The sequence below is a fragment of the Pseudomonas sp. IT-P260 genome (assembly GCF_949768395.1).
Classification (GTDB): Bacteria; Pseudomonadota; Gammaproteobacteria; order Pseudomonadales; family Pseudomonadaceae; genus Aquipseudomonas; species Aquipseudomonas parakoreensis.
The window spans coordinates 22,034-36,008 of sequence record NZ_CATKPO010000006.1 but is presented as its reverse complement, the minus strand read 5'-3'; the positions used below and the strand labels follow the sequence as shown (position 1 = coordinate 36,008).

Below are 13,975 nucleotides of genomic sequence, written 5' to 3'. Positions count from 1 at the left end.
CACCGCGGTTTTTCAGGTATTACGCGTCATCGTTCTTCGCGGGCAAGCCACGCTCCCACAGGTTCTGTGGAGTCAGTCGCCGAGCGCGAACGCCACTGCCGCCTGCGCATGCAGTTCGGTGGTGTCGAGCAGGGGCAGGGCGCTGTGTTCGGGTTTGACCAGCAGGCCGATTTCCGTGCAGCCGAGGATGATCGCCTGGGCGCCGCGCGCGGTCAGCGATTCGATCACCCGTTGATAGATTTTGCGTGATTCGTCACTGATCACCCCTACGCACAGTTCGTCGTAGATGATCCGGTGCACGTCTTTGCGCTCGGCGTCGTCCGACACCAGTACCGTCAAACCCTGCGCAATCAGGCGCTGCTTGAGAAAGTCCTGCTCCATGGTGAACGCCGTGCCGAGCAGGCCCACCGTGTGCGCATCAATATTCAGCGCGGCCTGCGCCGCCGGTTCGGCGATGTGCAGGAACGGAATGCTGATCGCTGCCTGAATCTGCTCCGCGACCTTGTGCATGGTGTTGGTACACAGCACCACGCACTCGGCGCCGCCGGCCTGCAGCCTGCGCGCGGCATCCACCAGAATCGCCGCCGCATCGTCCCAGCGCCCGGCGTGCTGGGCCTGTTCGACCGGGCCGAAGTCGACGCTGTACATCAGGATTTGCGCCGAGCGCAGCGGGCCGAGGCGGTCGCGGACCTGTTGATTGATGAGTCGATAATATTCAGCGCTGGATTCCCAGCTCATGCCGCCGATCAAGCCGATGGTACGCATTGAAATTCCTCGTTCAATGGCCCGTATTGGAAAAGTCGGGCTCCGGCCGAGTGTCCATCGGTTGCACGACGGATGCCAGTACAAAGCAACTGTACCGTTGATCCATTTGCCAAGTGTCACGGTGTCGGCGTTCGAGGTTAAACGTACGCCGGTGCGCCGATCTGTCACTATCGACTCTCGCAGGCTCTCCCCGAGGAACGTACCGATGAACGACGTACAACAACTGGGCGAAATGCTTCGTCACTATGCCGAGAGTGAAGCGCACAAGAAGCAACTGTTCGAAACCCAGTCGCAGGCTTGGGCCAGCCGCATCTCCGAACTGTTCGGCCAGATCCAGCAATGGCTGGAACCGGTGCAGGCACCGAACCTGCTGGAGGTGAGCCGCGAAGCTTACGTCGCATTCGGGCCGAGCACGCCGTTAGAAACCTCGACCTTCAAGACCGAGAAACTGAGCATCGTGATTGCCGGCAAAATGGTGGAATTCGTGCCGGACGTGATGGGCAGCGCCGGGCAGATTTCCCTGGCGGTGATGGGCCTGACCGCGGCGCGCTATGGCAGCATTTCGCTGGTGGGATTACCGAGCGGCGAGTGGCAGTGGCGCAAAACCAATGGCCTGAAGGATCCGGACACCTTCGTGTTTGATGCGGACTTTCTTGCACAGCAGTTGCAGAGCCTGATTCCCCGCGACCGCGCCTGACCCGCCACAAACCCTGTAGGAGCTGCCGCAGGCTGCGATCTTTTGATCTTGTTTTTAGAAAATCAAAGTCAAAAGATCGCAGCCTTCGGCAGCTCCTACACGGGGCGGGGGATTACATGTCGAGGTTGATCCAGCCCGGTTTCGCCTCTTCCGGCGCCACCGCTTTCACGGTTTTGCCGGTGGCCAGTTCCACCCGCCGTGCCACCTCCGGATCATCGGCAAATGGCACCATGCTCGCATCGTCGAGGCTTTCCGCCGTCTGGTGGCGCAGGCAGTACTCCACCGCCAGCCACAGAAACACCACGCCCAGCACATTCAAGAAAATATCCATCCTCTTCAGCTCCCGGCCTCAGGCGATCTGCGCTTGGCTGCGCACCAGCGCCGCATCGGCGACCCGCACCGTGCGCCAGACGTTGTAGGCCATCAGCAGCATGCCGCTGAGGAAGAACACCCCGCCAGCAAAGCGCACGATGAAGCCCGGGTGACTGGCCTGCAGCGCCTCGACAAAGGAATAGGTCAGCGTGCCGTCCTCGTTGATCGCCCGCCACATCAGGCCCTGAGTGATGCCGTTGACCCACATCGACGCGATGTACAGCACCGTACCGATGGTCGCCAGCCAGAAGTGCAGGTTGATCAGCGGCGTGCTGTACATCTGCTCGCGGCCAAAGACTTTCGGCACCATGTGATACGTCGCGCCGAAGGTGATCATCGCCACCCAGCCCAGCGCCCCGGCGTGAACGTGGCCGATGGTCCAGTCGGTGTAGTGGGAGAGGGCGTTGACGGTCTTGATCGCCATCATCGGGCCTTCGAAGGTCGACATGCCGTAGAACGCCAGCGACAGCACCAGAAAGCGCAGGATCGGGTCGGTGCGCAACTTATGCCAGGCGCCCGAGAGGGTCATCATGCCGTTGATCATCCCGCCCCAGCTCGGCGCCAGCAGGATCAGTGACATTGCCATACCGAGGGACTGCGCCCAGTCCGGCAGCGCGGTGTAGTGCAAGTGGTGCGGGCCGGCCCAGATGTACAGGGTGATCAGTGCCCAAAAATGCACGATCGATAACCGGTAGGAATACACCGGGCGATTGACCTGTTTCGGCACGAAGTAATACATCATCCCAAGGAAGCCGGTGGTCAGGAAGAACCCCACCGCGTTATGCCCGTACCACCACTGCACCATGGCATCGGTGGCCCCGGAATACACCGGATAGGATTTGAACCAGTCCACCGGAATCGACAGGTGATTGACCACGTGCAGCATGGCAATCACCAGAATGAACGCGCCGAAGAACCAGTTGCCGACGTAGATGTGTTTGGTCTTGCGCTGCACCACGGTGGTGAAAAACACGATGGCGTAAGCAACCCAGACCACCGCCATCCACACCGCGCCGGAGAATTCGATCTCGGCGTATTCCTTGGTGGTGGTGTAGCCCATTGGCAGGGTGATCAGCATGATCACGATCACCGATTGCCAGCCCCAGAACGTGAAGGCGGCGAGCTTGTCCGAATACAGCCGCACCTGGCAGGTACGCTGCACCGCGTAGTAACTGGCGGCGAATTGCGCGCTGCCGGCGAAACCGAAAATCACCAGGCTGGTGTGCAATGGCCGCAAGCGGCCGAAGGTGGTCCAGGGCAGGTCGAGGTTCATCTCCGGCCACACCAGTTGCGAGGCGATCCATACCCCCATCGCCATGCCGACGACACCCCAGAACACCGTCGCGATAACGAATTGGCGGACGACCTTGTAGTTATAAGCCTGTCCGATTGTTGCTGTGCTCATGGTCAGTTCTTCCACGGTTGCAAAGTCTTGCCAGGCCACCCTGGTCTGGCACGAGCTGCACTGTAGGAATACCGCCAGAAACAAAACAGGCTCAGGAATCTTTCATTTGTACGGATCAGATTGGAGTGCTGACTGCGGCGTTCTGCCGCGCCCTGATACGGTTTTTATCGTTTCAGGTGAATCTGTTGTGTGCTGCGCTGCTCGTCCATAGTGCCTTTACGAAAACTGTGGGAGCGAGCCTGCTCGCGAATGCGGTGTGTCAGCCAACAATGCAGTTGCCTGACACGCCGCATTCGCGAGCAGGCTCGCTCCCACAGAACTAATTGATGAGGTGGGGCAGGCACATGTATCAATACGACGATTACGACCGCGCACTGGTGTTCGAGCGCGTTGCGCAGTTTCGCGATCAGGTCGAGCGCTTCATGGCCGGTGAATTGAGCGAAGAGGAGTTCTTGCCGCTGCGCCTGCAAAACGGCCTGTATATGCAAAAGCATGCGTACATGCTGCGGGTGGCGATCCCCTACGGCACCCTGAGTGCCGAACAGATGCGCACGCTGGCGAGTATTGCCGCCGACTACGATCGCGGTTACGGCCACTTCACCACGCGGCAGAACCTGCAATTCAACTGGATCGAACTGGCGCAGGTGCCGGACATCCTTGAACGTCTGGCGCAGGTCAACATGCATGCGATCCAGACCTCCGGCAACTGTGTGCGCAACATCACCACCGAGGCCTTCGCCGGGGTCGCGGCGGACGAGCTGATCGATCCGCGCCCGCTGGCAGAAATCCTCCGGCAATGGTCGACGATCAACCCGGAATTCCTCTTCCTGCCACGCAAGTTCAAGATCGCCATCTGCTCGGCAAAACAGGATCGCGCGGCGATCATGATGCATGACATCGGCCTGTATCTTTACCCGGGGCGTGACGGGCAAATGCTCCTGCGCGTGATCGTCGGTGGCGGGTTGGGGCGCACGCCGATTCTGGGTTTGCAGATCCGCGAAGGTTTGCCGTGGCAGCATCTGCTGTCCTACGTCGAGGCGATCCTGCGGGTCTATAACCGCCATGGCCGGCGCGACAACAAGTACAAGGCGCGGATCAAGATTCTGGTCAAGGCGCTGGGCATCGAGGCGTTCGCCAAAGAGGTCGAGGAAGAATGGCAACACCTCAAGGACGGCCCGGCGCAGTTGACCGAGGCTGAATACGCGCGGGTCGCCAGTGCTTTCGTGCCGCCGATCTATCACACCCTGGCCGATACCGATCTGGACTTTGGCACGCGTCTGGCCGAAAGCCCGGCGTTCGCACGTTGGGTCGCGCGCAACGTGCAGCCGCACAAGAAAGCGGGTTACACCAGCGTGGTGCTGTCGACCAAACCCGGTGTGAGTGCGCCGCCGGGGGACGTCACCGGCCAGCAGATGCTGGCGGTGGCCGACTGGGCAGAGCGTTTCGGTTTTGGCGAGATTCGCATTGCCCATGAGCAAAATATCGTCCTGCCCGACGTAAAAAAGTCTGACCTCCACGAACTCTGGCAACTGGCCTGTGAGCACAATCTGGGCAGCGCCAACGTCGGCCTGCTGACCGACATCATCGCCTGCCCGGGCGGGGATTTCTGTGCGCTGGCCAACGCCAAGTCGATTCCGATTGCCCAAGCGATACAGGCGCGTTTCGCCAACCTCGATTACCTGCACGATCTGGGCGACATCAGCCTGAACATTTCCGGCTGCATGAACGCCTGCGGCCACCACCACATTGGCAATATCGGCATTCTCGGCGTCGATAAAAACGGCAGCGAGTGGTACCAGATCACCCTCGGTGGCGCGCAGGGCAAACACAGCGCACTGGGCAAAGTCATCGGTCCGTCGTTCAGCGCCGCTGAAGTGCCCCAGGTCATCGAACGGATCATCGGTACCTTCGTGCGTTACCGCGAAAGCGAGGAACTGTTTGTCGACACCGTGGCGCGCATTGGCCTGGAGCCGTTCAAGGAGCGGGTCTACCCGAAAGCGCTGGAGGTGTCGGCATGAATAATCTGCTGCGGCTGGAGCAGGGTGTTGCGCGGTTGATCGAGGATGATCCGTGGACGCTGGTCCGCGAGCCGGAGCAGGGCAGGCCGCAAGGATTGCTGATCCTGCCGCTGGCGCACTGGCTGCAATCGCCATCGACCCACGCGGTGTGGCTGGGGCCGGACGATGAAGTTGAAAGCGTGGTGCCGTGGCTGGCTTCGCTGCCGCTGATTGCCCTGGATTTTCCGAGCTTTCGCGATGGTCGCGCCTACAGTCAGGCGTATCTGCTGCGCAGCCGGTTTGGCTGGAGCGGCGAGTTGCGCGCGATTGGCGATGTGCTGCGTGATCAACTCAGCCATATGCGTCAGTGCGGATTCGACAGTTTCGCAGTGCGCGAGGACAAGTCGGCCGAAGATGCCCTGAAAGGACTGGCCGGCATGAGCGTGCTGTACGGCCGCTCGGTGATCGAGCCGCGCCCGTTGTTCCGCAGACGCTGAATATCCATTGCTTGATAGATACTTTGTGGTGAGGGGATTTATCCCCGATGGGCTGCGAAGCAGACCTAAAATCTGCCGAAGCATTTCTTCAGCTAAAACCTGTTGGCTGGTTCTGCGGCCGCTGCGCAGCCGGTCGGGGATAAATCCCCTCACCACAATTGTCTAGCGGCCCCTTCTATACAGGGGAAACCCTTACATCCCGCACCATTCCCGGATTTTCCCTTGGGTCGATGCTGGCCTTTTGGTAGAGTCGCCGTCGCCAGCGGGTTTTCGGCTGGACGACGGAACGAAGAAGGGAGTCTGGGTAGTGAGTGCGGGCAAAAAGATTTTGGGCCTCACGGCGTTGCTGTTGATGCTGACGCTGTGGGCCAGTTACTTCTATGTGTTCAAGGAAAACCGCGACGGCCAGTTGGGCGGCGCCGGTGAAAGCACCGCGTGGTGCGGCACGCCGCCGTCCACCGAAGCGGCGCTGTTGGGCAAGGATCAACTGACCTTGCGCGTCACCAACAACCTGCGCGGCGAGTTCATGCTCAGTGGCTCGCTGGTGGTCTCCGAACGCACCTTCAACCGCTACGATCTGGGTCGCAACGAACTGCGTCTGCGCCTCGAACCGTTGCAGTGGTCGTATGGCGTGACGCCGATCTTCCTCGAACAGGTCAAGGTCCAGCCGCTGAGCCGCAACCTCGCCTCACCGACCAAAAGCGCCTACGCCGAGCTTGAGCCACGGCCAATCGGCGTGCAGGGCCAGGTCACCGACTTTCCGTTCGACACCTATCGCTACGGCTACAAACCGGTGCTGTATTACCTCAAGGGTAGCGAGCGCATCGACCTGCGCTTCAAGAACATCACCACGCTGATGGACCTGTCCAACACCTTCACCCCGATTCAGAAATACAACCGCGTCGAGTACATCAACGAGAAAAACTCGATGATCCGCGACGAGGACTACAAGGCCTACGGCCCGCACGAGTGCGCGTTCAGCGTCGAGCGCAAAGGCTCGTTCAAGGTCGTGGTGCTGTTGTTGCTGCTGGTGCTGTGCCTGCCGCTGCTGCACGTGTTCTATCGCGACGAACCGGGGATCGACTTCCTCGCTACGCTGGTGGCGATTGCCGTGGTGCGCGTGCTGCTGGTGGGACCGGTGCAGGACTTCCAGCTGTACAACATCGACTTCCTGTTCGGCGCGGCGATTCTGCTGGTGGGCTCAGTGTCGCTGATCAAGGCGATGCGCGCCAACAGCCGTCGGGAGATGGCGTTGAAGAGCGGGGCGACATCTTCCTGGTAACACACGGCGCTTGAGATCAATACTGACCCTGTGGGAGCGGGCATTGTCATTCCTGACCCGTTCACTTCAGCGCCGGATCTCCCATGTTCATCTTTTTCCATTCTTAAATGGAATCTGCAACTGTGGCTCAAGTGAGGTTTGTCAGGCCGCGCGGGGTCTCCTGTAAATTTTGTGGTTTTGCAACGCAATCGGCTGGGTTTTAGCTATACCTGTAACTCCCCCCAACGCAACACATTCAGGCCTTCTGACAGGAGTTACAGCATGAAGCTAGCAGTAATGATGGGCACCCTCTGCATTGCCACCCTTGGCGTGGTGGGTTGCTCCAGCAAAACCGTCGCTCCCGATGAGTATTCCGGCTTTCTCAAGGACTACAGCCAGCTCAAGGAGGCCAAATCGCCGTCCGGTGCCGAGGTGATGCGCTGGATCGATCCGAAGGTGGATATGAGCAAGTTCACCAGCGTGTACATCGAGCCGACCCAGCTCTATCCAAAGCCGCAAGCGACCGCAAAGATTTCCCAACAGACCCTCAACGGGATCACCTCCTATTACGATCAGGCGCTCAAGCGTGAAATCAGCAAGGATCTGCCGTTGGCCAACGGCCCTGGCCCAGGCGTGATTGTGGTGCGTGCGGCCATCACTGCTGTGAGCAGCAAGACCGAAGGCCTGCACGCTTATGAAGTGATCCCGGTGGCGTTGGTGGCAGCAGCCGTCAGCACTGCCAGCGGTATCCGCGATCAGGAAACCACGCTGGCCACCGAAGCAGTTTTCCTGGACGGCGCGAGCAACAAGGTCGTGGCGCAAGTGGTGCGCAAAGGCACCGGCAAACCGTTGGAAAATGAAACTCAGGCAATGAAAGCCTCCGACGTTAAACCTGTGATTGATGGCTGGGCCAATGACATGCGTCAGATGTATGTGAAGCTCAAGTCCAGATAAGCTGGGGCCTTTATAGGCGCTGCCGAAGCCAAGAGGATTACAGATTTTTCTTCGCTTGCTCGCGAACACGCTCTTCCTGCGCCCGCGCCTCAGGCGTGAACTCGGCACCGAAATCCTCGGCGGAGAAGATCTGGCGGATTTCGATATCAGAGTCGCCTGGCATTGGGTTCGGGCAGCGCTTGACCCACTCGATAGCTTCTTCTTTCGACTTCACTTCCCAGATCCAGTAGCCGGCCACCAGCTCCTTGGTCTCAATGAAAGGGCCATCGATGACGGTGCGCTTGTCGCCGGAGAAATGCACGCGGGTACCTTTGCTGCTCGGGTGCAGGCCATTGCCGTCGATGAGAACGCCGGCCTTGACCAGTTCTTCGTTGAAGTTGCCCATGGCAGTGATCAGCTCTTCACTGGGCATGATGCCGGCTTCGGAGTCGGCGCTGGCTTTGACAAGGATCATGAATCGCATGGTGGTTTCTCCAGGGAATGGGGTTGATTCACTGCTTAGTCGAACGGGCAGGGCGTGAATCGACAGGTCTCTGAATAAAAGATGCAGTCCGGCGTTTTAACAAACGCAATCCGACACGCTGCACTGCCAAGGTAGGAGCTGCCGCAGGCTGCGATCTTTTGCTCCTGTCGTTAAAAACCAACATCAAAAGATCGCAGCCTGCGGCAGCTCCTACAGGAGAGGTGGGTTGTATACAATTTTTTGCACAGGCCGCTGACAATTTTCAGTCAGGGCATAGGTCGTCGGACAATTTCGTGGTTAACTTCGGCCTCTTGCATGCTCAATCACCACGTTAAGAAGGACTAAAGTCATGGCTCAAGTCACCCTCAAAGGCAACCCGGTTCAAGTCAACGGCCAGTTGCCACAAGCCGGTTCCAAGGCGCCAGCCTTTTCCCTGGTTGCCGGCAATCTGTCCGACGTCACCCTGAAAGACTTTGCCGGCAAGCGCAAAGTGCTGAACATCTTCCCAAGCGTTGATACACCGACCTGCGCCACTTCGGTACGCAAGTTCAACGCTCAGGCCAACGAACTGGCCAACACCGTGGTGCTGTGCATCTCGGCTGACCTGCCATTCGCCCAGGCCCGTTTCTGCGGCGCCGAAGGCCTGGAAAACGTGCAGAACCTGTCGACCCTGCGCGGTGCCGAGTTCATCGAAAACTACGGCGTAGCCATCGCTGACGGCCCGCTCAAAGGCCTGACCGCCCGTGCCGTAGTGGTTCTGGACGAGAACGATAACGTGCTGCACAGCGAGCTGGTCAAGGAAATCGCTGAAGAGCCGAACTACGACGCCGCACTCGCCGTACTCAAATAAGCGCTTTTACAATTGTTAACGGCCTGGCTCTGTCCAGGCCGTTTTCATTTGTGTATCAGTGTTTTGCCTCACACCTTGAAACGTAAGTTGAAGGTAAATTGCCGGTAAAGCTGCTTTGCTTAAATCCCATCAGTGCTTATCGTTCAGCCTCCCGTAAAAGAAGCCCACGCGCCCAATGGTTAATCAATCCATGCAATCGTCCCCTCGCAACGCCCGTCGCTGGCTGATCAGCCTGCTCGTCCTGTTGGTCATCGCCGTCCTGTGCTGGAAGTTCTGGCCCGCCGGTTCGGCCCACAAGGAGGGCGCCGACAAGGCGGCGACCGGGCATGCCGGACGTTCGGGGATGATGCGGCCAGGTTTCGGCGGTGCGGCCGGGCCGATTCCGGTGCGGGTGGCCCCGGCGGTCACCGGTGACTTCCCGCTGTATTACAAGGCGCTGGGCACGGTGACCGCGCTCAACACCATCAACGTGCGCAGCCGGGTCGGCGGCGAGTTGGTGAAGATCAATTTCGAAGAAGGACAGATGGTCAAGGCCGGCGACTTGCTGGCAGAGATCGATCCGCGTCCGTACCAGAACGCCTTGCTCCAGGCTGAAGGCACCTTGCTGCAGAACCAGGCGCAGTTGAAAAATGCGCAGGTCGACGTCGAGCGTTATCGCGGCCTGTACAAGGAAGACAGCATCGCCAAGCAAACCCTGGACACCGCCGAAGCACTGGTCGGCCAGTACCTGGGCACGGTCAAGACCAATCAGGCGGCGGTCAACGACGCCAAGCTCAATCTCGAATTCACCAAGATCCGCGCACCGATTGCCGGTCGCGTCGGTCTGCGTCAGGTCGACGTCGGCAACCTCGTTGCGGCCAACGACACCACGTTCCTTGCAGTGATTACTCAGACCCAGCCGATCAGCGTGGTCTTCACCCTGCCGGAAAACAGCCTCGAAACCGTATTGGCCCGCTACCACAGCGGCGCCAGGCTGCCGGCCGAGGCATGGGATCGCGGCGATACCAAAATGCAGGCCAGCGGCGTGCTGCAAAGCCTCGACAACCAGATCGACGTCGCCACCGGCACCCTGAAATTCAAGGCCCGTTACGATAACCGCGACCAGTCACTTTTCCCCAATCAGTTCGTCAACGTTCATTTGTTGGCCGACACCCTCAAAGGCGTGGTGCTGGCACCGTCGGCCGCGATTCAGTTCGGCACCAACGGCACCTTCGTCTACGCGCTGGACGGCGACAAGAAAGTCACCATCCGCCAACTGAAGATCGGCGCCAGCGACGGTACCAACACGGTGGTCACCGAAGGCCTCGCCGCGGGCGATCGCGTGGTGCTGGAAGGCACCGACCGCCTGAAGGAAGGCAGCGAAGTGGAAGTGGTCAACGACAGCAATGACGTGCCGACCACCCCGACCGGGCACCTGCAGGGCAAACCCGCCGCCAGTGCACCGGACGCTGCTGCGGCTGACAAGGCCAAGAAGGGCGCATGAACATTTCGCGGCTGTTCATCCTCCGTCCGGTAGCTACCACCCTGAGCATGCTGGCCATTGTGCTGGCCGGCCTGATTGCCTATCGCCTGCTGCCGGTCTCGGCGTTGCCGCAGGTCGATTACCCGACCATTCGCGTCATGACCCTGTACCCCGGCGCCAGTCCCGACGTGATGACCAGCGCCGTGACCGCGCCGCTCGAACGCCAGTTCGGGCAGATGCCGGGCCTGACGCAAATGGCCTCGACCAGTTCCGGCGGCGCGTCGGTGCTGACCCTGCGTTTCAGCCTCGACATCAACATGGACGTCGCCGAACAGCAGGTGCAGGCCGCGATCAACGCCGCGACCAACCTGCTGCCGACCGACTTGCCGGCACCGCCGGTGTACAACAAGGTCAACCCGGCGGACACCCCGGTGCTGACCCTGGCGATCACCTCGAAAACCATGCTGCTGCCCAAACTCAATGATCTGGTCGACACGCGCATGGCGCAGAAGATCGCCCAGATCAGCGGCGTCGGCATGGTCAGTATTGCCGGCGGTCAGCGTCAGGCCGTGCGGATCAAGGTCAACCCGGAAGCATTGGCGGCGAACAGCCTGAACCTGGAAGACGTGCGCACCCTGATCGGTGCGTCCAACGTCAACCAGCCCAAGGGTAACTTCGACGGCCCGACCCGGGTCTCGATGCTCGATGCCAACGACCAGCTGACGTCGCCCAAGGACTACGCCAACCTGATTCTCGCCTACAAGAATGGCGCGCCGCTGCGCCTGAAGGATGTGGCGGAAATCGTCGACGGCGCCGAGAACGAACGTCTCGCCGCATGGGCCAACCAGAATCAGGCGGTGCTGCTGAACATCCAGCGTCAGCCGGGCGCCAACGTGATCGAGGTGGTCGACCGGATCAAGGCCTTGCTGCCGAGCATCACCGACAACCTGCCGGCTGGCCTCGACGTCACGGTGCTCACCGACCGCACCCAGACCATCCGCGCCTCGGTCACCGACGTGCAGCACGAACTGCTGATCGCCATCGCGTTGGTGGTGATGGTGACGTTCCTCTTTCTGCGGCGTGCCAGCGCAACGATCATTCCGTCAGTGGCGGTGCCGCTGTCGCTGATCGGTACGTTTGGCGTGATGTACCTGGCCGGCTTCTCGGTCAACAACCTGACCTTGATGGCGCTGACCATCGCGACCGGTTTTGTGGTCGACGATGCGATCGTGATGCTGGAGAACATCGCGCGTTTCATCGAGGAGGGTGATAGCCCGATGCAGGCAGCGCTGAAAGGCGCCAAACAGATCGGTTTCACTTTGATTTCGCTGACCCTGTCGCTGATCGCGGTACTGATTCCACTGCTGTTCATGGCTGACGTGGTCGGGCGGCTGTTCCGCGAGTTCGCCATCACTCTGGCGGTGGCGATCCTTATTTCGCTGGTGGTCTCGCTGACCCTGACGCCGATGATGTGCGCGCGCTTGCTCAAGCGTGAGCCGGAGGCCCATGAACAGGGCCGCTTCTACCGGGCCAGCGGCGGCTTCATCGACTGGATGATCGCCGCCTACGGGCGCAAGTTGCAGTGGGTGCTCAAACACCAGCCGCTGACCCTGTTGGTGGCCATCGGCACGCTGGCACTGACCGTGTTCCTGTACATGGTGGTGCCCAAGGGCTTCTTCCCGGTGCAGGACACCGGGGTGATCCAGGGTATTTCCGAAGCACCGCAGTCGATTTCCTTCGCGGCGATGGGCGAGCGTCAGCAGGCGCTGGCCAAGGAGATTCTTGAAGATCCGGCGGTGGAAAGTCTGTCGTCCTACATCGGTGTCGACGGCGACAACGCCACGCTCAACAGCGGTCGGCTGCTGATCAACCTCAAGCCTCACGGCCAGCGTGACTTGAGCGCCGCCGAGGTGATCGCGCGCCTGCAGCCGCAACTGGACAAACTGGTCGGCATTCGTCTGTTCATGCAACCGGTGCAGGATTTGACCATTGAGGATCGGGTCAGCCGTACCCAGTACCAGTTCAGCATGTCCTCACCGGACGCCGAATTGCTCAGCCAGTGGAGCGGGCGTCTGGTCGAAGCCTTGGCGCAGCAACCGGAATTGACCGACGTTGCCAGCGACTTGCAGGACAAAGGCTTGCAAGTCTATCTGGTGATCGACCGCGATGCGGCGTCGCGCCTCGGCGTTTCGGTGCAGAACATCACCGATGCGCTGTATGACGCCTTCGGCCAGCGGCAGATCTCGACCATTTACACCCAGGCCAGCCAGTACCGCGTGGTGCTGCAGGCACAGGCGGGGGAGAAGATCGGGCCGGCGGCGCTGGATCAGATTCACGTCAAGACCACTGACGGTGCGCAGGTGCGCCTGTCGAGTCTGGCCCATGTCGAGGAGCGTCAGGCGCAACTGGCGATCACCCACATCGGTCAGTTCCCGGCGGTGATGATGTCGTTCAACTTGGCGCCCGGCGTGGCGCTGGGGCATGCGGTGGACATCATCGAACAGGTGCAGAAGGACATCGGCATGCCGATTGGCGTGCAGACCCAGTTCCAGGGCGCGGCCGAGGCATTCCAGGCATCGCTGTCGAGCACCTTGCTGTTGATTCTGGCGGCGGTGGTGACCATGTACATCGTACTCGGCGTGCTGTACGAAAGTTACATTCACCCGATCACCATCCTCTCGACCCTGCCGTCGGCGGCGGTCGGCGCCTTGCTCGCGTTGCTGCTCAGCGGCAATGACCTGGGCATGATCGCGATCATCGGCATCATCCTGCTGATCGGCATCGTCAAGAAAAACGCGATCATGATGATCGACTTCGCCCTCGACGCCGAACGCACCCAGGGCATGGCGCCGGAACAGGCGATCTATCAGGCGGCGCTGCTGCGCTTCCGGCCGATTCTGATGACGACGCTGGCGGCGCTGTTCGGTGCCGTGCCGTTGATGCTCGCCACCGGTTCCGGGGCTGAACTGCGTCAGCCACTGGGTCTGGTGATGGTCGGCGGTCTGCTGGTGAGTCAGGTGCTGACACTGTTCACCACGCCGGTGATCTACCTGTACTTCGACCGTCTGGGTCGGCGCTTTGGCAAGACCAATGCCGACCGTGATGAGGTGGTGGTATGAATTTGCAGCACCTCATCCACTGTGGGAGCGAGCCTGCTCGCGAAAGCGCTGGATCAGTCACCATCAAGGTTGAATGTCAGACCGTATTCGCGAGCAGGCTCGCTCCCACAGTGAGTAGGTGTGTTGATGGGGA

The 13,975-nt window shown here is 60.4% G+C and carries 12 protein-coding genes; 8 read left to right on the top strand and 4 right to left on the bottom strand.

The features are described from left to right. Window positions 1-72: 72 nt before the first annotated feature. Window positions 73-765, bottom strand: coding sequence for an aspartate/glutamate racemase family protein (locus tag ACM6HV_RS04545; RefSeq protein ID WP_414903611.1), 693 nt, complete (start codon window positions 763-765; stop codon window positions 73-75). Window positions 766-970: 205 nt separating this feature from the next. Here ACM6HV_RS04545 and ACM6HV_RS04540 point away from each other — a divergent pair, with 205 nt between their 5' ends. Continuing rightward, window positions 971-1,462 (top strand): hypothetical protein, encoded by a 492-nt coding sequence (locus tag ACM6HV_RS04540; protein WP_414903610.1) that lies wholly within the window; start codon window positions 971-973, stop codon window positions 1,460-1,462. Between the two features lie 112 nt (window positions 1,463-1,574). On the opposite strand, the gene ACM6HV_RS04535 is transcribed toward ACM6HV_RS04540, so the two are convergent. Continuing rightward, a complete protein-coding gene (locus ACM6HV_RS04535) occupies window positions 1,575-1,793 on the bottom strand; it encodes a CcoQ/FixQ family Cbb3-type cytochrome c oxidase assembly chaperone (protein WP_108182584.1) in 219 nt (72 codons plus the stop codon). A gap of 18 nt (window positions 1,794-1,811) precedes the next feature. Continuing rightward, on the bottom strand, window positions 1,812-3,239 hold the full coding sequence (gene ccoN, locus ACM6HV_RS04530) for a cytochrome-c oxidase, cbb3-type subunit I (RefSeq protein WP_414903609.1): 1,428 nt from the start codon (window positions 3,237-3,239) through the stop codon (window positions 1,812-1,814). 344 nt (window positions 3,240-3,583) lie between these two features. Here ccoN and ACM6HV_RS04525 point away from each other — a divergent pair, with 344 nt between their 5' ends. From ACM6HV_RS04525 to ACM6HV_RS04510, 4 genes are all read left to right on the top strand, one after another. After that, a complete protein-coding gene (locus ACM6HV_RS04525) occupies window positions 3,584-5,257 on the top strand; it encodes a nitrite/sulfite reductase (protein WP_414903608.1) in 1,674 nt (557 codons plus the stop codon). After that, window positions 5,254-5,733 carry a DUF934 domain-containing protein gene (locus tag ACM6HV_RS04520; RefSeq protein WP_414903607.1) on the top strand — a complete coding sequence of 160 codons (480 nt, stop codon included), beginning with the start codon at window positions 5,254-5,256 and terminating at the stop codon, window positions 5,731-5,733. Before ACM6HV_RS04525 ends, ACM6HV_RS04520 begins: the two co-directional genes overlap by 4 nt. 307 nt (window positions 5,734-6,040) lie before the next feature. Further along, window positions 6,041-7,015 (top strand): hypothetical protein, encoded by a 975-nt coding sequence (locus ACM6HV_RS04515; RefSeq protein WP_108182587.1) that lies wholly within the window; start codon window positions 6,041-6,043, stop codon window positions 7,013-7,015. A gap of 261 nt (window positions 7,016-7,276) precedes the next feature. Continuing rightward, window positions 7,277-7,948 carry a DUF3313 domain-containing protein gene (locus ACM6HV_RS04510; RefSeq protein ID WP_414903606.1) on the top strand — a complete coding sequence of 224 codons (672 nt, stop codon included), beginning with the start codon at window positions 7,277-7,279 and terminating at the stop codon, window positions 7,946-7,948. Between the two features lie 37 nt (window positions 7,949-7,985). Here ACM6HV_RS04510 and ACM6HV_RS04505 read toward each other — a convergent pair whose 3' ends face one another. After that, window positions 7,986-8,411 carry a YciI family protein gene (locus ACM6HV_RS04505; protein ID WP_222019205.1) on the bottom strand — a complete coding sequence of 142 codons (426 nt, stop codon included), beginning with the start codon at window positions 8,409-8,411 and terminating at the stop codon, window positions 7,986-7,988. A 349-nt stretch (window positions 8,412-8,760) separates the two neighbouring features. Here ACM6HV_RS04505 and tpx point away from each other — a divergent pair, with 349 nt between their 5' ends. The 3 genes from tpx (at window position 8,761) to ACM6HV_RS04490 (ending at window position 13,842) form a co-directional block, all read left to right on the top strand. Then, window positions 8,761-9,261 (top strand): thiol peroxidase, encoded by a 501-nt coding sequence (tpx, locus tag ACM6HV_RS04500; RefSeq protein ID WP_007968505.1) that lies wholly within the window; start codon window positions 8,761-8,763, stop codon window positions 9,259-9,261. Window positions 9,262-9,436: 175 nt separating this feature from the next. Continuing rightward, window positions 9,437-10,744: an MdtA/MuxA family multidrug efflux RND transporter periplasmic adaptor subunit gene (locus ACM6HV_RS04495; RefSeq protein ID WP_145597907.1), complete on the top strand. Its 1,308-nt coding sequence runs from the start codon at window positions 9,437-9,439 to the stop codon at window positions 10,742-10,744. Further along, window positions 10,741-13,842: an MdtB/MuxB family multidrug efflux RND transporter permease subunit gene (locus tag ACM6HV_RS04490; protein WP_414903605.1), complete on the top strand. Its 3,102-nt coding sequence runs from the start codon at window positions 10,741-10,743 to the stop codon at window positions 13,840-13,842. The genes ACM6HV_RS04495 and ACM6HV_RS04490 overlap by 4 nt, the downstream gene beginning before the upstream one ends. Window positions 13,843-13,975: the final 133 nt, after the last annotated feature.

Coding starts and splice junctions, on each gene's coding strand:
- ACM6HV_RS04545 (WP_414903611.1), bottom strand. CDS start 765: ATGCGTACCATCGGCTTGATCGGCGGCATGAGCTGGGAATCCAGCGCT.
- ACM6HV_RS04540 (WP_414903610.1), top strand. CDS start 971: ATGAACGACGTACAACAACTGGGCGAAATGCTTCGTCACTATGCCGAG.
- ACM6HV_RS04535 (WP_108182584.1), bottom strand. CDS start 1,793: ATGGATATTTTCTTGAATGTGCTGGGCGTGGTGTTTCTGTGGCTGGCG.
- ccoN (WP_414903609.1), bottom strand. CDS start 3,239: ATGAGCACAGCAACAATCGGACAGGCTTATAACTACAAGGTCGTCCGC.
- ACM6HV_RS04525 (WP_414903608.1), top strand. CDS start 3,584: ATGTATCAATACGACGATTACGACCGCGCACTGGTGTTCGAGCGCGTT.
- ACM6HV_RS04520 (WP_414903607.1), top strand. CDS start 5,254: ATGAATAATCTGCTGCGGCTGGAGCAGGGTGTTGCGCGGTTGATCGAG.
- ACM6HV_RS04510 (WP_414903606.1), top strand. CDS start 7,277: ATGAAGCTAGCAGTAATGATGGGCACCCTCTGCATTGCCACCCTTGGC.
- ACM6HV_RS04505 (WP_222019205.1), bottom strand. CDS start 8,411: ATGCGATTCATGATCCTTGTCAAAGCCAGCGCCGACTCCGAAGCCGGC.
- tpx (WP_007968505.1), top strand. CDS start 8,761: ATGGCTCAAGTCACCCTCAAAGGCAACCCGGTTCAAGTCAACGGCCAG.
- ACM6HV_RS04495 (WP_145597907.1), top strand. CDS start 9,437: ATGGTTAATCAATCCATGCAATCGTCCCCTCGCAACGCCCGTCGCTGG.
- ACM6HV_RS04490 (WP_414903605.1), top strand. CDS start 10,741: ATGAACATTTCGCGGCTGTTCATCCTCCGTCCGGTAGCTACCACCCTG.